At 37.1% G+C, this 18,109-nt stretch carries 18 protein-coding genes; 6 read left to right on the top strand and 12 right to left on the bottom strand.

The window, feature by feature from the left end:
- Positions 1-145: 145 nt before the first annotated feature.
- Positions 146-562, top strand: a complete 417-nt coding sequence (locus tag Q2U82_RS11665) for an SRPBCC family protein (RefSeq protein ID WP_410005042.1) — start codon at positions 146-148, stop codon at positions 560-562.
- Between the two features lie 8 nt (positions 563-570).
- On the opposite strand, the gene Q2U82_RS11660 is transcribed toward Q2U82_RS11665, so the two are convergent.
- The gene (locus tag Q2U82_RS11660) at positions 571-1,554 is read right to left on the bottom strand and encodes a GlxA family transcriptional regulator (RefSeq protein WP_410005041.1); all 984 of its coding nucleotides are present in this window, start codon (positions 1,552-1,554) and stop codon (positions 571-573) included.
- Between the two features lie 123 nt (positions 1,555-1,677).
- Between Q2U82_RS11660 and Q2U82_RS11655 the strand changes: the two genes are divergently transcribed.
- Together Q2U82_RS11655 and Q2U82_RS11650 are read left to right on the top strand one after the other, a co-directional pair.
- Positions 1,678-2,172, top strand: coding sequence for an SRPBCC family protein (locus tag Q2U82_RS11655; RefSeq protein WP_410005040.1), 495 nt, complete (start codon positions 1,678-1,680; stop codon positions 2,170-2,172).
- A 383-nt stretch (positions 2,173-2,555) separates the two neighbouring features.
- Positions 2,556-3,299 carry a hypothetical protein gene (locus Q2U82_RS11650; RefSeq protein ID WP_410005039.1) on the top strand — a complete coding sequence of 248 codons (744 nt, stop codon included), beginning with the start codon at positions 2,556-2,558 and terminating at the stop codon, positions 3,297-3,299.
- 104 nt (positions 3,300-3,403) lie between these two features.
- On the opposite strand, the gene dnaK is transcribed toward Q2U82_RS11650, so the two are convergent.
- From dnaK to Q2U82_RS11635, 3 genes are all read right to left on the bottom strand, one after another.
- Positions 3,404-5,314 carry a molecular chaperone DnaK gene (gene dnaK / locus Q2U82_RS11645; protein WP_410005038.1) on the bottom strand — a complete coding sequence of 637 codons (1,911 nt, stop codon included), beginning with the start codon at positions 5,312-5,314 and terminating at the stop codon, positions 3,404-3,406.
- Positions 5,315-5,487: 173 nt separating this feature from the next.
- Complete coding sequence (locus tag Q2U82_RS11640) at positions 5,488-6,786, bottom strand: Y-family DNA polymerase (protein WP_410005037.1); 1,299 nt, start codon at positions 6,784-6,786, stop codon at positions 5,488-5,490.
- Complete coding sequence (locus tag Q2U82_RS11635) at positions 6,783-7,157, bottom strand: S24 family peptidase (protein ID WP_410005036.1); 375 nt, start codon at positions 7,155-7,157, stop codon at positions 6,783-6,785. The genes Q2U82_RS11640 and Q2U82_RS11635 overlap by 4 nt, the downstream gene beginning before the upstream one ends.
- 121 nt (positions 7,158-7,278) lie before the next feature.
- Between Q2U82_RS11635 and Q2U82_RS11630 the strand changes: the two genes are divergently transcribed.
- Positions 7,279-8,703, top strand: a complete 1,425-nt coding sequence (locus Q2U82_RS11630; RefSeq protein ID WP_410005035.1) for an L-serine ammonia-lyase — start codon at positions 7,279-7,281, stop codon at positions 8,701-8,703.
- A 12-nt stretch (positions 8,704-8,715) separates the two neighbouring features.
- Here Q2U82_RS11630 and Q2U82_RS11625 read toward each other — a convergent pair whose 3' ends face one another.
- Complete coding sequence (locus Q2U82_RS11625) at positions 8,716-9,180, bottom strand: hypothetical protein (RefSeq protein ID WP_410005034.1); 465 nt, start codon at positions 9,178-9,180, stop codon at positions 8,716-8,718.
- A gap of 70 nt (positions 9,181-9,250) precedes the next feature.
- On the opposite strand from Q2U82_RS11625, the gene panB reads away from it, so the two are divergent.
- Both panB and Q2U82_RS11615 read left to right on the top strand, forming a co-directional pair.
- Positions 9,251-10,069: a 3-methyl-2-oxobutanoate hydroxymethyltransferase gene (gene panB, locus Q2U82_RS11620; RefSeq protein ID WP_410005033.1), complete on the top strand. Its 819-nt coding sequence runs from the start codon at positions 9,251-9,253 to the stop codon at positions 10,067-10,069.
- A gap of 47 nt (positions 10,070-10,116) precedes the next feature.
- Positions 10,117-10,818, top strand: coding sequence for an RluA family pseudouridine synthase (locus Q2U82_RS11615; protein WP_410007157.1), 702 nt, complete (start codon positions 10,117-10,119; stop codon positions 10,816-10,818).
- On the opposite strand, the gene Q2U82_RS11610 is transcribed toward Q2U82_RS11615, so the two are convergent.
- The 7 genes from Q2U82_RS11610 to Q2U82_RS11580 form a co-directional block, all read right to left on the bottom strand.
- On the bottom strand, positions 10,815-11,468 hold the full coding sequence (locus tag Q2U82_RS11610) for a response regulator (RefSeq protein WP_410005032.1): 654 nt from the start codon (positions 11,466-11,468) through the stop codon (positions 10,815-10,817). The two genes, Q2U82_RS11615 and Q2U82_RS11610, sit on opposite strands and share 4 nt — an antisense overlap.
- Positions 11,468-12,247 (bottom strand): sensor histidine kinase, encoded by a 780-nt coding sequence (locus Q2U82_RS11605; protein ID WP_410005031.1) that lies wholly within the window; start codon positions 12,245-12,247, stop codon positions 11,468-11,470. Before Q2U82_RS11605 ends, Q2U82_RS11610 begins: the two co-directional genes overlap by 1 nt.
- The gene (locus Q2U82_RS11600) at positions 12,217-12,942 is read right to left on the bottom strand and encodes a hypothetical protein (protein ID WP_410005030.1); all 726 of its coding nucleotides are present in this window, start codon (positions 12,940-12,942) and stop codon (positions 12,217-12,219) included. The genes Q2U82_RS11605 and Q2U82_RS11600 overlap by 31 nt, the downstream gene beginning before the upstream one ends.
- Before the next feature lie 3 nt (positions 12,943-12,945).
- Positions 12,946-13,296 (bottom strand): hypothetical protein, encoded by a 351-nt coding sequence (locus Q2U82_RS11595; RefSeq protein ID WP_410005029.1) that lies wholly within the window; start codon positions 13,294-13,296, stop codon positions 12,946-12,948.
- 226 nt (positions 13,297-13,522) lie between these two features.
- On the bottom strand, positions 13,523-14,638 hold the full coding sequence (locus tag Q2U82_RS11590; protein ID WP_410005028.1) for a DUF2891 domain-containing protein: 1,116 nt from the start codon (positions 14,636-14,638) through the stop codon (positions 13,523-13,525).
- Positions 14,639-14,645: 7 nt separating this feature from the next.
- Positions 14,646-15,134, bottom strand: a complete 489-nt coding sequence (locus tag Q2U82_RS11585; RefSeq protein WP_410005027.1) for a hypothetical protein — start codon at positions 15,132-15,134, stop codon at positions 14,646-14,648.
- Between the two features lie 96 nt (positions 15,135-15,230).
- Positions 15,231-18,098, bottom strand: coding sequence for a M16 family metallopeptidase (locus Q2U82_RS11580; protein WP_410005026.1), 2,868 nt, complete (start codon positions 18,096-18,098; stop codon positions 15,231-15,233).
- Positions 18,099-18,109: the final 11 nt, after the last annotated feature.

Genomic DNA, 18,109 nt, shown 5'->3' with positions numbered 1-18,109 from the left:
TATTTGGTTAAAATAGCTTTTAAACGGAGCGGCCCTTTTTGGGCCGCTCTTTTTTTAATATAAAAATGAGATGTGTTGATTTGAAAATCTCAATAAAAATTTAATTATTTTAGAGTATCAACATTATCATGTAAAATTCATAATTATGGAAAAGACAAAAATCACTGTGGCAAATACTGTAAACGCAGACACAAAAAAGGTTTGGAACTACTGGAACCAACCCGACCACATTACCAAATGGAACTTCGCCAGCCCCGATTGGCATTGCCCAAAAGCCAGTAACGACCTTCGCGTGGGCGGAAAACTTTCCTCACGAATGGAAGCCAAGGACGGCAGTTTTGGGTTTGACTTTAATGTTATCTATGACGAAGTAGAGCCACAAAAGAAAATAAGTTATACAATGGAAGATGGCAGAAAAGCCACTACTACTTTTGAAGATTTGGGCGACAAAACCAAAGTCACAACTTCTTTTGACGCTGAAAGTGAAAACTCTGTAGAAATGCAGCGCGATGGTTGGCAAGCTATTATTGATAATTTTAAGAAATATACCGAAAACAACTAATAGCAAAATTATCCGAAAAGACTTTCCTTATTATATTTATTTCGGTATTCCAAAGGCGTAAGGCCAGTGATTTTCCGAAATACTTCGCGGAAAGCTTTTACATCGTTATAACCAACCTCATACATTACTTCATTGATGGTTTTGCGTCCGGTTTCAAAGGCTTTTTTGGCAAGTTCCACTTTTACGCGTTGGGTGTATTCAACAGGCGTATTGCCAGTAGCTTTTATAAACCGCCGATCAAAATTTCTTCGGCTTACGGCAAAGTGGGAAGATAAATCCTCAATAGATAGCTTCTCTTGAAACTGATTTTCAATATATGTCTGCGCTTCTTTTACCATTTCGTCACCGTGCAATTTCTGTCCTTTAAAGATTATAAAAGGAGATTGACTTTTTCGGTCCATTTCAATCTGAAAAACCTTGGAACAAAAAATAGCAGTTTGCCTGTTGAAATATTTCTCTACCAGATAAATAACCAGATTTAAAAATGAATATGCGCCGCCATTGGTATAAATTCCATTTTCATCAGTAATCAGTTTGTCGGTTTGCAAGTTTACTTTGGGAAACATTTTTCTGAAACTTTCCTCGACTGCCCAATTAGTGGAACAGTTTTTTCCATCCAGCAATCCCGAAGACGCCAACAAAAATGCACCCGTACAGATACTCGCTACTTCTGCCCCATTTTTGTATAGCTTCGTTATCCAATCAACAAAAAGTTGATTTTCATTTATTGCCTGTTCAAAATTATGATTTAACGAGGGAATGATAATGAGATCGGTTTTCGTGATTTCTGAAAGGTTCCGTTGGGGTTTTACACTAAATAAACCTTCATAAAAATCCACTTCTTTTGAAATTCCCACCAATTCAATCTTGAACAATTCCCTGCCCTCTTTCTCTTTCCAATATGTATTTGCCCGGCTGAATATTTTATAAGGCCCCACAATGCTGCTGAGGTTGTTCTGCCCGTTGGGAACAATTATGCTTATATGCTTCATCTTCTATTTTTTTCAAAGATAAACAGTAATCCTGTCCAAATCAACCCATCATATAGTCCAAATTACAGACTTGTTCGCAAAATATAGGCAGTATCTTTGTATAGTAACATTAAAAAAGACAAAATGAAAACAGCAGATTATACCTCAACCCTTTTGGTTGACGAATCCCCAAAAGAAGCTTTTAAAGCCATTACAAATATACGTGGTTGGTGGTCTGAGGAAATTGAAGGCATTACTGACAAACTGAACGAGGAATTTTTCTATCATTATAAAGACATCCATTTAACAAAAATGAAATTGGTTGAACTGGTGCCGGAACAAAAAGTGGCTTGGCTGGTTTTGGATAACAGTTTCAATTTTATTGAAGATAAAAGCGAATGGGTTGGAACAAAACTCATTTTTGAAATTTCAAAAGAAGGTGACAAAACGAAAGTAAAATTCACCCACGAAGGTTTGGTGCCACAGGATGAATGCTTTGAAGTGTGCAACGAGGCGTGGACCAATTATATACAAAAGAGCCTGAGAAAGCTAATAACCACCGGCAAAGGCGAACCAAACCCGAAGGAAGGTGATGGCTTTAATGCGGAGATTGCTGAAAAATGGAAGTTGAATAAATAACTTTATCATTACCCGCGAATAATACGCAAAACTCAATAATTTATTAGACTAATATAGAATTTAAAATTATATTTCTCTAATTTTATTAGACTACTATAGAATTTTATACAACTATTGTGAGATTTAATTAGACTTTCTCTAAAATAAATTAGTCTATTATAAAATTTAATTAGACTGTTATATAATTTTATTAAACCATAGTCTATTTTAATTAGGCTGCTATATAATTTTATTAGATGTTGGTTTAATATTTTGAACAGCCTGAAAATCATTCTCTACATACCATTTTTTAATTATATTTATACTTCCTCCCCATTCCGGCGCCTTTAAGGGTTTTTCTTTGAAGGTGTATATAAAAGTTCTCCATAAACATCCAAAATACCATGATTGAAGCTAATATTATTATAAATTACAAAAGACTAAAGAGGCATTTTGATTTAAATATTATTGGGTTTGATGAAATTGCTCTTTACGACTTATCCCATGCATTAAGAATGTGGGTTGACATGAAAGAAAATGTCTCTGAATATTTAAAATTAAAACCAAAATCAAAAAAATTCAAATCATACAATGTTTCAAAACAATTAAGTAGACTTGTTAATAACAAAGAGTATATAATTGCTGGATTATCAAATGGAATTAGAACTTGGAGTGGAAACACCGATATAGCTTCTTCTTCTCTAGGACACGATTCTTCAGTTCCGTTTCTTCAACAAATCAAATTCATGCGAAATGAAGATAATAGTTTCACGATAGCTGATTTTATATTAATTTATGGTACAGTTTTTACAGATGAGCAAAGAAAAACAGTAAATAAAGGATTATCCGAAAAATCATATGATTTTTCTCCTTGGCTAAACTCAGAAGCTATAAGATTAAATTATCCCAATTCAAATGGTAAACTAGAAAGAAAAATAATATCACGAGAAATATTTGTTAGAAGAGTTGCAAATATTTTGGGAGGCAGTCATCCCATTGGTATTGATGATTCTGAAAATAAGTATAATGATGCAATAAAGTATTTAATGAATGTCAGTATATTAGGACTACCCGCCCCGTATATTATAATATTAAAGATTGCAAAAGATATACTAGATAATATTGAGATTCCTAAAACTTACATTTGAATTAGATAAAAAACCAAAAATTAAACTCATCACTAATATAAAAAAAACTAAAAAACCGCAACCCTCTCAGGTTGCGGTTTTCACATTAATCTATTTCTAAAAGCTTACTTTACCTCTTCAAAATCTACATCCTCAACATCGCTATTTTCCTCTCCGTTAGAAGAAGCATTGCCAGCATCCTGTGAAGCATCACCCGTTGGAGCGCCTTGCTCTGCCTGGGCTTTGTACATTTCTTCAGAAGCGGTTTTCCAAGCTTCGTTTATTTTATCCAAAGCAGGTTGAATAGTTGCAACATCTTTAGATTCGTACGCTTTTTTCAGTTCTTCCAAAGCATCTTCGATTGGCTTTTTCTTATCATCAGATAATTTATCACCAAACTCTTTCAGTTGCTTTTCAGTTTGGAAGATCATTGCGTCTGCTTCGTTCAGTTTTTCAACTTTCTCTTTTGCAGCTTTATCACTATCAGCATTTGCCTCAGCATCCGCTTTCATCTTTTTGATTTCCTCTTCGGTAAGTCCAGAAGAAGCCTCAATACGGATGTCCTGCGTTTTGTTGGTAGCCTTGTCGGTAGCGCTTACTTTAATGATACCGTTAGCATCAATATCAAACGTTACCTCAATCTGTGGCGTTCCGCGCTGCGCTGGTGGAATACCATCCAAGTGGAAACGACCGATTGTTTTGTTGTCATTCGCCATTGGGCGCTCTCCTTGCAATACGTGGATTTCAACACTTGGCTGATTGTCAGCTGCAGTAGAGAAAACCTGACTTTTCTTGGTAGGAATGGTTGTATTGGCATCTATCAATTTAGTCATAACACCGCCCATTGTTTCAATACCAAGGGAAAGTGGCGTTACATCTAAAAGAAGTACGTCTTTTACGTCTCCAGTCAATACACCGCCTTGAATTGCAGCACCTACGGCAACTACTTCATCTGGGTTTACCCCTTTGTGTGGTTTCTTTCCGAAGAATTTCTCCACGGCTTCCTGAACAGCAGGAATACGGGTAGAACCACCCACAAGGATTACTTCGTCTATATCACTTTTGCTTAAACCAGCAGCTTTCATTGCTTTTTCGCAAGGTGCGATGGTTCTCTTTACAAGATCCTCAATCAATTGCTCAAACTTTGCACGTGTCAACGTTTTTACCAAGTGTTTTGGTCCGCTAGCGGTAGCTGTAACGTATGGCAAGTTGATTTCGGTTTGTGTTGAAGAAGACAATTCAATTTTTGCTTTTTCAGCAGCTTCTTTCAAACGTTGCAGAGCCATCGGGTCTTTACGAAGATCAAAATCTTCTTCAGCCTTAAACTCATCTGCCATCCAGTTTATAATTTTCTGGTCCACATCATCACCCCCTAAGTGGGTATCACCATCTGTAGCTAATACTTCAAAAACGCCATCACCTAATTCAAGGATACTAACGTCGTGCGTACCGCCACCAAAGTCAAACACCACAACTTTCTGGTCTGTACCTTTTTTGTCAAGACCGTACGCAAGTGCCGCAGCAGTTGGTTCGTTAATGATTCGTTCTACTTTAAGACCGGCAATTTCACCCGCTTCCTTGGTTGCGTGGCGCTGGCTGTCGTTAAAATATGCTGGAACAGTAATTACCGCACGGGTTACTGGCTGACCTAAATAGTCTTCAGCAGTTTTCTTCATTTTTTGAAGAATCATCGCGCTCAATTCCTGTGGCGTGTATAAACGACCGTCAATATCAACACGGGCGGTATCGTTGTCACCTTTCACCACTTTATAAGCTGCATATTCCGCTTCTGTTTTAGATTCAGAATATTTGTTCCCCATAAATCTTTTTATGGAGCTGATAGTTTTTGTAGGGTTTGTAACAGCCTGACGTTTTGCAGGGTCACCTACTTTAATTTCGCCGCCTTCCACAAATGCAATTACGGAAGGAGTTGTTCTTTTTCCTTCGGCATTAGGAATAACCGTTGGCTCGCTACCTTCCATTACGGCAACACAGGAGTTGGTTGTACCTAAGTCGATTCCAATTATTTTACTCATATCTATAGTTTATTGTTATTATTTATTTCTAAAAATTTTTATTTACGGTCTGTATAAGACAATGATTGTGCCAGCGGAAAACTACTGCCATGATGGCAGAAACTTTTTTTGAATATATTGTTGGCAGTAGTTAAGCACCAAATCTCAAATTCCAAATTTCAAGAAAAAATAGGTCAACACTTTTGGAATTTGGAATTTGAAGATTTGGAATTTACCCGCAAAAGTTCCCCCCACTGCGTAGTATAACGCGGACTTCTTTCCTTTTTAATGAGTTCCCATTCAATTATGCGCGTACCCACTAATCCTGAAGAAATGGTCGCTTTTCCAAATTTTCGGTTGATGGCGTCAAAGGTTTTGATAAGCTTTTCATTGTTCAATTTTGATGGCTGGTGAAACAGATTTCCCTGCACATAATCCTGCGGAATGATGCCAGTAAGGTTCACTCCTACTTTTTTATAGCGATAACCAGGTTTGTAAATTTCAACTAACGCTTTTCGCGCTGCGGAAATAAGTTTGAAGGTGTCATTGGTAGGAATTTCCATAGTCACGGTCCGGCTGTTGGAATATTGCTTATCTACATCGCTGTGATAGTTGGTTATGATGAAAACCTGAACATAAGTAGCGCATGATTTTTGGGCGCGAAGCACTTCGCTTACTTCACTGATGTAATACGCGCAGGCTTCCTCAATACGCTCTAAGTCAGGTAATTTTCTACCGAAAGATTTTGCGGTACCAATACCTTTTTTAGGCGGGGGCTGTGTTACAAATTCCATGCAAGGTTCGCCTCTTAGCTCGCGCCACGTGCGTTCGCCCACAACTGTCATTTCTTTTCGGACCCACTGAAGTGGGATTTCCGTAAATTGAAGTGCATTGAAAACTCCAATATTTTTCAACCGCTCAGCATGCTTTCTGCCAATGCCCCACACATCGCCAATCTTGCACCATTTCAATGCCTCAATTCTTTTTTCTTCGGAATCAATTACAAAAACGTGATTGTTATCAGCAATTTTTTTTGACATTTTGTTCGCCAGTTTTGCCAATCCTTTGGTGGGTGCAATTCCAACGCCTACCGGTAAACCTGTATTCTTGAAAATAGTATCTTTAATTTCGTGTCCGTATTTATTTAGAGAAGCCTTTTTCATTCCTGAAAGATCCGCAAAAGCTTCGTCAATACTATATACTTCTACATTTGGAGAAAATGTTCCGAGAATGTTCATCACCCGTTGCGACATTTCGCCATAAAGGGTATAATTCGAAGAAAAGAAATTCACTTTATGAGCAATTAATTGATCCTTTATTTTAAAAACCGGCTCAAACATTGGAATGTCTGTAATTGCTTTGGCCTCTTTGTTTGCCGCAATTACGCAACCATCATTATTGCTAAGCACCACGACGGGCTTTCCCAAAAGATCGGGCCTGAAAACCTGTTCGCAGCAAGCGTAAAAACTATTGCAATCTACCAAGGCAATCATCGGGCGTAGTGGATTATATAAGTGATAATTCCCCAAACGGTGAACTCTTCCTCTTTTTCGGAGAAACCAAAGGGAATACGCCGTATCTTAAATTCTCCTTCTTGAACCACTAATGCCAAAGCGTCAAAATTCAGAGAAAGCGAACGATCAATAATCAATACGTCTTTATTGAGAATGTTGTGTTCTTTAAAAGCATCTCCATCTACCCGAACAAAAAAAGTAGCATCGCGATTCACAACAAGTTCTTGGTTCAAATCGATGGTGGGTTCCAAATAATGTGTGGCTGGGCTTGTAAAGCCCGTCTGTTTTGAAACGCCTGGCTCATGCCTGCTTTTTACTTTTGTAAGTTTTCCTGAAGTGAAGATTTCCATAGTTCAAAAATAGGAATATTTCCTATTTTATGGATTATTTCCAATAATAATTATAAACAAATCTACTTTCAGTTTAGCGGGATAACACAAAATTTCTTAGGTTTGAATTAAGATTAAATTTATGGAAAGTATCAGCGTTTTTGACATGCTAAAAATAGGGGTTGGCCCGTCCAGCTCACACACTCTAGGCCCGTGGCGCGCCGCGTTGCGATGGATTGAAGAATTGAAGGAAAAAAAACAGTTTGAGGAGGTAGCTGAAATTTCAGTGGATCTATATGGTTCGCTTTCGCTAACTGGGAAAGGACACGCTACTGATATTGCGGTAATGCTAGGCCTCTCGGGTTTTGACCCTGTAACTTTTCCTATTGAAAATATTGAGAAAGAGATTGATTTTATCACTTCAGAAAATAAATTGAAGCTGAACGGCGAATTGGAAATTCCATTTATTCCGAAGCAAAATATCATCTTCAACCGAAAGTTTTTGGAATTCCATCCAAACGGAATGACTTTTAGGGCTACATTGAAAAATGGTTCCAAAAAATCCTCATCATATTACTCAATTGGCGGCGGTTTTACAGTGAAGGAAGAGCGAAAACGAAAAAAAATAAAACTTGCAAAATTTGCCCAATTCCCCTTCCCTATTGAAAAAGGAACGGAACTTTTGGCATACTGCAAAGCCGAGGGAAAAAGCATTTCTGAAATAGTGCTCGAAAACGAAAAGTCGTTGCGAAGCGAAGCCGAAATAAACGACGGTCTAAAGAAAATTTGGCATGTAATGCTAGACTCAATGTACGTTGGTGCACACACCGAGGGAATTTTGCCCGGCGGACTAAATGTGACGCGCCGTGCTTTTGAGATGAACAAAAACCTAATTGGCGACCACAAATACACAAATGCCGAAGAATGGATTGCGGCCATTAGAAACACTGAAGTGAAATTCCGTCAAATTCTGAAATGGGTTTCGTGTTTTGCACTCGCCGTAAACGAAGTAAATGCTTCCTTAGGCCGTGTTGTTACGGCACCAACCAATGGAAGTGCAGGCGTAATTCCTGCCGTAATGATGTATTATATGGTGATTGAAAACCACGATGCCAATTTTGAGGATGTCCGTAAGTTTTTGCTCACTTCGGGTGAAATTGGGAGTATTTTCAAAAAAGGCTCTACCATTTCCGCTGCTATGGGCGGCTGCCAAGCTGAAATTGGCGTATCATCCTCAATGGCTGCTGGCGCACTCTGCGAATTGATGGGCGGAACCCCGGAACAATGCCTAATGGCCAGCGAAATTGCAATGGAACACCATTTGGGAATGACCTGCGACCCAATTGCTGGCTTAGTGCAGATTCCTTGTATTGAGCGTAATGCAATGGGCGCCATAAAGGCTATAAATGCTTGCGAGATGGCCCTGGACAGTGATCCAAGCAAAGCAAAAGTGCCATTGGATAAAGTGATTGCCACAATGTGGGAAACGGCGAAAGATATGACTTCAAAATACAAGGAAACCAGTGAAGGAGGTTTAGCGGTACAGGTGAATATAAGTGATTGTTAAGTAAAGCAATACCTATTCTTTATCACAACTTCCTATACGAACGGAATCTATTAAATTAAAGATTTTCCAGCTTTCATCAGTATATATTAATGTGAAAGAATTTGCACCACAATGACTGAATTTTCCATCCGTATAGAATTCATATGAGGCCCAAACATGAGCTACATTTCCATCGCTATTAACAACATAATCCATTAACTTTTCATCCCATTGTTGGTTTTTCGAAGTAGTAGCGGCATATTTTAAAAAATCAGATGGTTTTATGTAAATCAACACATTTTGCTGCTCTTTATTAAGATAAGCCCGCTGCATGGTCATATTGGGATGCATTACAGATTTCATCTTTAAAGTATCTCCGGCTTTATAACCATCCATAAAAATACCCACAATTATCTTTCCATTTTCCGTGGAAAGTGATTCTTGTGAAAAACAAACGGTGCTAACAATTACTGAAAAAAGTAACAGTATGGATTTCATAATAAAAATTTAAGTTGATACTACTCAAAAATAGTACTTTTACACTTTAATATATAGATATTTTAGAAATATGTCAACAGCCAAAAAAGAATACAAGCGTATCACCACCAAAACTTTGGTGGACATGAAAAAGAAAGGCGAAAAAATTTCGATGCTTACCGCATACGATTTTACAATGGCCAAGATTGTGGATAGTGCAGGAATAGATGTTATTTTGGTAGGCGATTCGGCTTCAAATGTAATGGCTGGTCACGAAACTACTTTGCCAATTACCTTGGATCAAATGATTTATCATGCAGCTTCAGTAGTTAGAGCTATTGAACGCAGTTTGGTTGTTGTTGATTTACCTTTCGGAAGCTATCAAAGTGATCCAAAAGAAGCGTTGCGTTCAGCCATTAGAATCATGAAAGAAAGTGGCGGACACGCAGTAAAACTTGAAGGCGGTAAGGAAGTAAAGGAATCAATAAAGCGAATTTTGAATGCAGGCATTCCTGTGATGGGCCATTTAGGGTTAACGCCACAATCCATCTATAAATTCGGAACTTATACAGTTCGTGCAAAAGAGGAAGAAGAAGCTGAAAAACTTATAGAAGATGCCATTTTATTAGAAAAAACAGGCTGTTTTGCAGTGGTTTTGGAGAAAGTTCCTGCCAAGTTAGCGCAAGAAGTTGCTGAAAGAATAAGCATTCCCGTAATCGGTATCGGTGCTGGAAACGGCGTTGATGGCCAAGTTTTGGTAACGCACGATATGCTTGGAATGACCCACGAGTTCAATCCACGTTTTCTTCGAAGGTATTTAGATTTATATACAGAAATGAAAAATGCTTTTAGTCAATATAGCACAGACGTGAAAAGCGGCGATTTTCCGAACGATAGTGAACAATATTAATAGATTGTTGGATTTTTAGAATAATCCAGCAATCCAACAATCCAACAATCCAGAAATCCAAATCACATAGCACCAAAGATAATCTTCAAGTTCTTTTTGAAGACAATCATTTAATTGTTGTCAACAAACGTCCAGGCGATATTGTGCAGGGCGATAAAACAGGCGACCCTCCACTTTCGGAAGTTGTAAAAGAATATATTGCTGAAAAATATGACAAGCCAGGAGCTGTCTTTCTTGGCGTTGTTCACAGATTGGACCGTCCCACAAGCGGAATTGTGGTTTTTGCAAGAACTTCAAAAGCTTTGGCACGGTTGAACAAAATGTTTTCTGAAAGGGAAACCGAGAAAATATATTGGGCTATTGTTAAAAACGCACCTCCAAAAACGGAGGACACACTTTCGCATTATTTAAAAAGAAACCCAAAACAAAACAAATCCTACGCTCATATAAAAGAAGTGCCAGACAGTAAAAAAGCGGTGCTTCATTATAAGCTTCTGAAAAAACTGGATAATTATTATCTATTGGAAATAGTTCTTGAAACTGGAAGACACCATCAAATACGGTCACAGCTTTCGGCTATTGGTTGCCCAATAAAAGGAGATTTGAAATACGGTTTTGACCGAAGCAACCCAGATGGAAGTATTCATCTTCATGCAAAAAAGTTAACGTTGGTTCATCCGGTCCAAAAAGAAGAAATTACAATAGAAGCGCCAACGCCAGACGATTCGGTTTGGAATGCTTGCAGTTAAAGCTTTATCAGGTTTTTCTTCAAGGCAAAAATTACCAGTCCCACCCTATTTTTAATTTTTAGCCTATTAAAAAGATCATGCCTATACCCGTCAATGGTTTTTGGGCTCAAACCCATTATATCTGCTATTTCCTTGTATGTCATTTCAGAACAAGCTAATTGAATAAAGGTGAGTTCATTCTCCTTAAAATCCAGCAAAGCAAAATCATCATCAGGGTTTAAGGAATGTAAAAGTGTTTCGGAAACTTTCTCAGAATGGTAATATCCTTTATCAATCAATTCTTGCAAGGCGTGATTCAAGATTTCTGGATGAATGTCTTTCAAAAGATATCCCTTTACACCTTTGCGCAACATTCTCAGAATAGTCTGTTCATCATCTTCCATTGAAAGTGCAAGCGTTTTTATTTTAGGATGGTTTAGCGTTAACCATTCGGCTGTTTCAAAGCCGTCCATGACCGGCATATTGATATCGAGCAAAACAATTTCGGGTAAATCACTTCCGTTTTCAATATACTCCTGCAATTCAACGCCATTTTTTGCGTGGAAAAGCACCTTAAAACTAGAAAATGAATTGATTAATTTTTCCAAGGAACCTGCAAAAAGGGAATGGTCGTCAACTATGGCTACGGTATGCTTTTCTACGTTAGTCATTATGTGCTTTTATACGGATACTTTATAAATAAGCGCGTACCTTTTCCAATCTCTGATACAATGGAAAAGTTAGCGTTCAGCAGCTCGGCACGGCTGTGCATTGTCTCCATTCCGGAACTGTCTGTTTTTTGTGAGATGTCAAAACCAACGCCATCATCTTCAGCAACTATTTCCAGTGCTTTTTCTTGATAATCTAAATGTACGAATAATTTTGAAGCCTTAGCGTGCTTAATCACGTTTGAAAGGAATTCCTGAAGAATTCGGAAAACAATTATTTCACTTGCATTATTCAGTGGCACTATGTCTCCAGAGATTTTAAAGGTAGCTTTCAAATAATCCAAACGGTTAAACCGGTCCAGTTCCACTTGCAACGATTTCAAGAGTCCGTTTTTCAGCACCACATCGTTATTGAGCACTTTAGAAAGTGATCGAATTTCCTGAACGGTTTCCTGCACCACTCCCTTTGTTTCCTTTATTTGGTTGTGATAGGTCTCTGGTATTGAGTTCATCAATACATTCAACTGAATATTGGCGACCGAAAGCAATTGACCAACATTGTCGTGAAGTTCCCAGGCAATGTTTTTTAAGGTTTGTTCCTGAATCTCTATTTGTGAATTGGCAAGTTCTCTTTGGTAACGTTTTTCAGCTTCAAAGCGTTCTTTAAGGAATTTGTTTTTTTTTCGTTGAAAAGCAATAAAAAAAACAACAACAAATAATACCAAGAGAAATATTATGGTTATAAAATAAACTAATAAAAGGATTTCTTCTTTTTTGAGCATATTAAAAAACCGAGGGTATAAGTGGAATAAATAAATATGTTTCCATACAATAGCACATTTGAGCGCAATGTAACGAATAAATCATTTCCGTCCTTAAGATTAAAATATTGACTAAATATTTCGATAGGAGTTACACAAAGATTAAACACAAGAACCCCAACAGAAATATAAAAAGGAAGAAGTCGCTTTAATTGGAGTAATAAGTCACTTCTAAGTAATTCAAAATAAAACAGCACAACACTAAAAAACAAAAGTAATGTTCCGGTAATAGTCATATATGGTGGGAACCCTTTGAAAAAAGTATCGCTAAAAATGAATATTAAAATTGAAGATATAAAAAAAGCTCCAGCTAAAATTTGAAAAATCAATTTCCAATACCTATTCTTTAAGAAGGATACAAAATACAATACATAAAAAGAAAAACTCAATGCCGAATAAGTATTATACCACCAATAATTATTTTCAAAAGGTGTTCCCTTTACAAAAGAAAATATTGTGTAGTCAGAGAAGTATGCGAAAGGGGCGTAAGAGCCTACTAATTCAACAAAGACAGTAAGCCATAAAAAAAGAACAAGGTATTTTGTGCTTTTAAATTGTGAAAAATTTTTGCCAAGGTAATACGTACCTGTAGAAGCCGCCAGTACTTCCAAAGAAAATATTGGAAGAACATAAAGCAAAAAATCGCTTAATTCCAATTTTTAGTAATTTTTCGGTGGCCAACCACTCACTCCTTTATTTAAAGGCTCCAAATTATAATTATTTGGCGACCCAGCTGTAATACCTGAAGTGGGTGCTAAAAAAACAGTTGCTTTATCATTGGTAGCGCTATCATAAGCTGCAAAATAAATGCGAACACCGGGTTGTGGTCCCAAACCAGTTCCTGCTTTTATATAATCCAAAAACTGCTGAAGTTCAGCAACACTGAATAAAAATTCACGCGTATCCACAGAGCCCATGGCCGCTTCAATATCTACAGCGCGGGTTGCTTTCCAGTTATCTTGCAATTGTCTTGCTTCAGCTACAGTAATACAATTTGAGGGTTTTGACATAATTGAAATTGTTTTATTGGTTATATAGGGAACGAATGTAGCAAAAACAATTAAATATGTATTTTTTAAAAGCAATAAACAGGGAAAATCCTTTTAAAAAAAAGGGTTTTTCCTGTGCCGATGTAAGGTCTTTACTTACATTAAAATATGTGTTTTTTTTTAAAATTTGTAAAAAAAACTACTGTAAAGCATATTAATCCTGAATGGGTTTATTATTCTTTAAAAATTATTTTCCGTGCAAAATATTCAATGCATAAATTGCGAAACTGCCCAGCCAATGGCCACCTTCATAGCTATCGCCCACTAAGTTTGGATAGGAATATACTATGTGTTCGTTGGCTAGATTTTCAAGGTGTTTATATTTTGGGTATTGCTTCGCCAAACCATAAAAAACCCAAGCTCTGCTAAAATTCAAACCGTCCAAATGCACAAGTTTGCCATCTGTGCGATCGCTCACCTCCCCTACTTTCAAATGATAATTTTCATCCGCAAGCTGGGGTAAAAATGTATCCATCCAACTTATAAATTCTTCCGAAGAAAGTACGCGCCGCATAATATCTACTTCTTCTAAGCAAGGAGAAAGAAAATCATAACCACTGGGTTCCCAAGTTATCGGGCAATTTTCGTCATTCATATAGAAATCGCGAGCACGCTTTTCAATAAGCTGTTTCAGTTCCAAATCTCCAATAGCTTTAGCATAATCATAAGCAAACGTTAGTCCAAATGCAGTATTGGTATGCTCTCCAACGCGGATTGGATAATTTAGTTTCGGCAGAAATTCTTTATAACGAAGTACAATTATGTCTGCCAATGGTTTTAAATTTTCTTCAAGTTCCCTTGCCATTGGGTCGTCCCAATTGTGAAGTTCTTCGGAAAGTTTTAAAAGCCAAGCCCATCCGTAAGTTCTTTCAAAGGATTTATTAATTGGTTTTTCAAAAAATGCTACTTCAGTTGCAACGTTTTTGGGAGTGATTTTTTCATTTAGCAATTTTCGAACTTCTTCGGCCCTATCCATTTTCGGGAACTGTTTTAGTAATGTAACCATAGACCAATAGCCATGAACGGCGCTGTGCCAGTCAAAACAGCCATAAAATATAGGATGAACAGCAATCGGTTCCACCAAATCTGCTTTGCTCTCCAGTGTTTCGCCTGGTTTATAAGGGTATTCTGTGCCCACGCAATGCATTGGAAGTTCAATCAATTTATTGGCTTCCGCTAAAGTGAAGGTTGGTTCGGAAAATGTTTTTATAGTGATTTCTTTTTCTTTTAATGTTTCTGATGTTCTGTTTTTACACGAAATTAAAAGTGCAAGAATTAAAGCAGAAAATATAAGTTTTTCCATTTTTAAATTAATTAAGCGGTTTACCATTTTCATATTCTGTTATAATTTCTTGCCCGTTTTTATCGATGCAAAATTCTCTACCATTCTTTTTATTTTTTACAAATTCACATCTGTATATAAGTTTATCATTCTCATAAATTTCAGAAAGTGTTTTTTTGCCAAGTTCATTAAACTGAGTAATATCAATTCTGGATTCTTTTAAACTAAATTGAATCTCCTTTTTTATTTTATGTGAATTTTCAAAATAAATAGACTCAATAGCTGGAAGGTTGCTCTTATTATAATAAACAATTCTTTTCAGTATTTTTCCATCTTGAATTACATCTTCATAAACAACATGTCCGTTTTTTCTAATTTTAGCTGCATTTCCAGTAAATAATTTATCTGGAAAATTTTCATAAACTAAATCATTCTCTAAAGTTAATTTATCAAAAGGAACTCTGTTTTGTGCAAAACAAATGTTCACTCCGAAAACAAAAAAAATAAGAATTTTCATAACTAATACTAGCTAAAGATTACATTTTAAATATAGTAAAATAAAAAAGGAATGCTTTTAGGCATCCCTTCTTTAAAAAATTATACGTGCTTAAAACTACATTTTCACATCCTCAAGTTTTACTTCCTCTCCATTTTTATCGAGAAGTTTCACTTCGTCAAAGCCCATTTTTTTGAATTGGGCAAACTGGGTTGCAGCATCGCCAACTACCAAATAAGCCATTTTGGAAGCGTCCAAATATTTATTGGCCAATTCCTTATGTTGTTCTAAAGTCATATCTTTCACAACAGCTTCTTCTTTTTCAATATAATCTGCTGGAAGGTTATACTCGTTAATTTCCTGCAACATTCCCAAAAGCGAACCTTGTGTTTCAAAACGACGTGCGTTCGACTTTATAAGTGCATTCTTGGTAAACTCTAGATCTTCGGGAGAAATACCTTCTTTGTATTTTGAAATTTCATCCTTAAAAATCTGGACAGATTCACCCGTTGTATTCGTCCTAACACTTGATGAAGCTGTAAAAGTCCCCGGGATTTTACTTCCGCTGAAATTGGTTCGGGCGCCATAGGTATATCCTTTTTCCTCGCGAAGGATTAAGTTCACATTTCCTGAGAAAGAACCACCAAGTTTATAGTTCATTACTTCTACAGGGTAAAAATCCGCATCAGTTCTTGGCAATGCGATGTAACCAATATCAATAACCGATTGTTTCGCGTTTGGAATATCCACAAAATAAAGAGAAGCCCTATCCCTATTGTTTGCAACCGGATATTCCGGAATGCTTACTTCTTTTGCAGCCCAACGTTCCTCAAGACCTTTTAAATCCTTTAAAACTGCATCTTTATCAATTTTACCAACAACTTGGAGGGTGCTTACTGAAGGGGAAAAGTTTTTGTTATAATATTCTTTTAAATCGTCCATCGTGATTGCTTTCACAGATTCCACAGTACCAATGGTTGGGTAACTGAAAATATGGTCTTCACCATATAGAATTTTGTTATAAACCCGGTTTGCAACAGTATTTGGATCGGCATCTGAGCGCTCAATTTGATTTATGGTTTTGGTTTTTATTCGTCCCAATTCCTCTTCATCCCAACGTGGTTCTAAAAGAATCTCAGTAACTAAATCTATAGTTTTATCGAAATTTCGAGTCAAGGTGTTTCCACGAATAACTATTGATTCGTCTGTAGTGTACATTCTGATACTTGCTCCCAAAAGATCAATTTCCTCTTCCAATTGTTCCGGCGTTTTATTGGCTGTGCCTTCCATCAAAATATCGCTCATTAAGTTGGCAACGCCATTCTTTTTCATATCGTCAAGCAAATGACCCCCTTCAATAACCAAACTGAAGTTTACTGTTGGGATTTCATTTTGCTCAATTCCAGAAACTTTTATACCGTTTTCTAAACTTGCATTCCACATTTCAGGAACATTAAGCTCTGGCGCTGGACCTTGTACAGGTGGTTTTGAACGGTCAAAGTTGGAAGGAGTTTTTACTATTTCAGTATTGGATTCCTCCACTTTTTTCGTAACGTTTTCCTTAATTTCTTCCTCAACAACTTTTGCTTTTTCAGAATTTTCAGCAATTAAGTTAAGCTGTCCTTTTGGAACAAAGCTGGTCATAACATAAGGTTTGTCTTTAATGTATTTATTGTAAACCCGCATTACGTCTTCCTTTGTAACTTTTTTGATGTTTTCAATATCTTGGGTAATAAAACCAGGATCACCAGTAAAAACATTATATCTAGCTAGCTGAAACGATTTTCCCAAAACACTGCTTATGCCGTTGTAAAATTGGGTCTCTAGCCCTGCTTTAATTCTTTCTATATCGCGATCGGTTACTCCGTCTTTTTCAAAAAGAACAAATGCTTCTTTGATTCCACTTTCTATAGAATCCAAATCCACACCATTATTCGCGGTTATTGAAATTTGAAAATCCCCAGCCAATTCGTTTGAGCTGTTGTAGGCAATCGTTCTGGCTGTTAAATCTTTTTCTTTTACCAATATTTTGTAAAGCGGTGCTTTTTTTCCCTGTGAAAGAATTTCACCCAAAAAGTCCAGTGCGTAAGCATCTTCAGTATATTGTTCTAAAGTTGGCCAAACCATATTCAGTTGTGGTGCGGTGGCAAAATTGTCCTCGTGGTAAAGTCTTTTGGTTTCAGCTAATGTTACAGGCTGTGGCTTTAATGGCTCCACTTCTTGACGACGCTTTATTTCACCAAAGTATTTTTCAATCATTTGCTTAGCTTCGGCTGTGTCAAAATCGCCCGCCAACACTAAAGTTGCATTATTTGGACCGTAAAAACGATCATAAAATTCCTTTACATCTTCAACGGTTGCATTTTGAAGATCTTCCAATTCGCCAATAACTTGCCAATTGTATGGGTGTCCTTCTGGATAAAGTGCTTTATCAATCACCCAACTCGTGTGCCCGTAAGGATTGTTATCCACACGTTGTCGCTTTTCATTTTGAACCACTTCTTGCTGATTTTCAAAAGCAGCTTCGGTTACAGTGTTTATCAAATAACCCATTCTGTCGCTTTCCAGCCACATCACGGTTTCCATTGCGTTTTTTGGAACAACTTCGTAATAAACCGTTCCGTCTTTCCAAGTTCCACCATTCAGCGTTCCTCCGGCATCTTGGATTGTCTTGAAGAATTGATCCTGCGGCACGTTTTCAGATTCCTGAAAAAGCATGTGTTCAAATAAGTGTGCAAAACCGGTGCGACCAGTTTTTTCACGGTTGGAACCAACACCATATTGAATAGCAAGAGAAACAATCGGGTCGCTTTTGTCTTGGTGAAGAATTACATCGAGCCCATTTTCAAGTTCATATTTTTCAAATGGAACAGAAAGTTTTGCGCTATCATCAGTGGTAGCAGCTTTTTCATTTTTACAGGAAATGGCAAAGAGAGCAACGGCAGCCAAAGCTATGAAGCTCAATTTAAGGGAAGTTTTAAACATAATGAATCGGA

This window comes from Aequorivita nionensis, assembly GCF_046352995.1.
GTDB classification, from domain to species: Bacteria; Bacteroidota; Bacteroidia; order Flavobacteriales; family Flavobacteriaceae; genus Aequorivita; species Aequorivita nionensis.
Note: the sequence above shows the minus strand (reverse complement) of the source record. Positions and strands in the feature narration are given on the sequence as shown.

Excerpts from the sequence above, each read along its gene's own strand:
- panB (WP_410005033.1), top strand. The coding sequence starts at position 9,251 with ATGTCAACAGCCAAAAAAGAATACAAGCGTATCACCACCAAAACTTTG.
- Q2U82_RS11640 (WP_410005037.1), bottom strand. The coding sequence starts at position 6,786 with ATGATTGCCTTGGTAGATTGCAATAGTTTTTACGCTTGCTGCGAACAG.
- Q2U82_RS11630 (WP_410005035.1), top strand. The coding sequence starts at position 7,279 with ATGGAAAGTATCAGCGTTTTTGACATGCTAAAAATAGGGGTTGGCCCG.
- Q2U82_RS11610 (WP_410005032.1), bottom strand. The coding sequence starts at position 11,468 with ATGACTAACGTAGAAAAGCATACCGTAGCCATAGTTGACGACCATTCC.
- Q2U82_RS11650 (WP_410005039.1), top strand. The coding sequence starts at position 2,556 with ATGATTGAAGCTAATATTATTATAAATTACAAAAGACTAAAGAGGCAT.
- Q2U82_RS11665 (WP_410005042.1), top strand. The coding sequence starts at position 146 with ATGGAAAAGACAAAAATCACTGTGGCAAATACTGTAAACGCAGACACA.
- Q2U82_RS11585 (WP_410005027.1), bottom strand. The coding sequence starts at position 15,134 with ATGAAAATTCTTATTTTTTTTGTTTTCGGAGTGAACATTTGTTTTGCA.
- Q2U82_RS11580 (WP_410005026.1), bottom strand. The coding sequence starts at position 18,098 with ATGTTTAAAACTTCCCTTAAATTGAGCTTCATAGCTTTGGCTGCCGTT.
- Q2U82_RS11595 (WP_410005029.1), bottom strand. The coding sequence starts at position 13,296 with ATGTCAAAACCCTCAAATTGTATTACTGTAGCTGAAGCAAGACAATTG.
- Q2U82_RS11625 (WP_410005034.1), bottom strand. The coding sequence starts at position 9,180 with ATGAAATCCATACTGTTACTTTTTTCAGTAATTGTTAGCACCGTTTGT.
- Q2U82_RS11660 (WP_410005041.1), bottom strand. The coding sequence starts at position 1,554 with ATGAAGCATATAAGCATAATTGTTCCCAACGGGCAGAACAACCTCAGC.
- Q2U82_RS11605 (WP_410005031.1), bottom strand. The coding sequence starts at position 12,247 with ATGCTCAAAAAAGAAGAAATCCTTTTATTAGTTTATTTTATAACCATA.
- Q2U82_RS11655 (WP_410005040.1), top strand. The coding sequence starts at position 1,678 with ATGAAAACAGCAGATTATACCTCAACCCTTTTGGTTGACGAATCCCCA.
- dnaK (WP_410005038.1), bottom strand. The coding sequence starts at position 5,314 with ATGAGTAAAATAATTGGAATCGACTTAGGTACAACCAACTCCTGTGTT.
- Q2U82_RS11590 (WP_410005028.1), bottom strand. The coding sequence starts at position 14,638 with ATGGAAAAACTTATATTTTCTGCTTTAATTCTTGCACTTTTAATTTCG.
- Q2U82_RS11635 (WP_410005036.1), bottom strand. The coding sequence starts at position 7,157 with ATGGAAATCTTCACTTCAGGAAAACTTACAAAAGTAAAAAGCAGGCAT.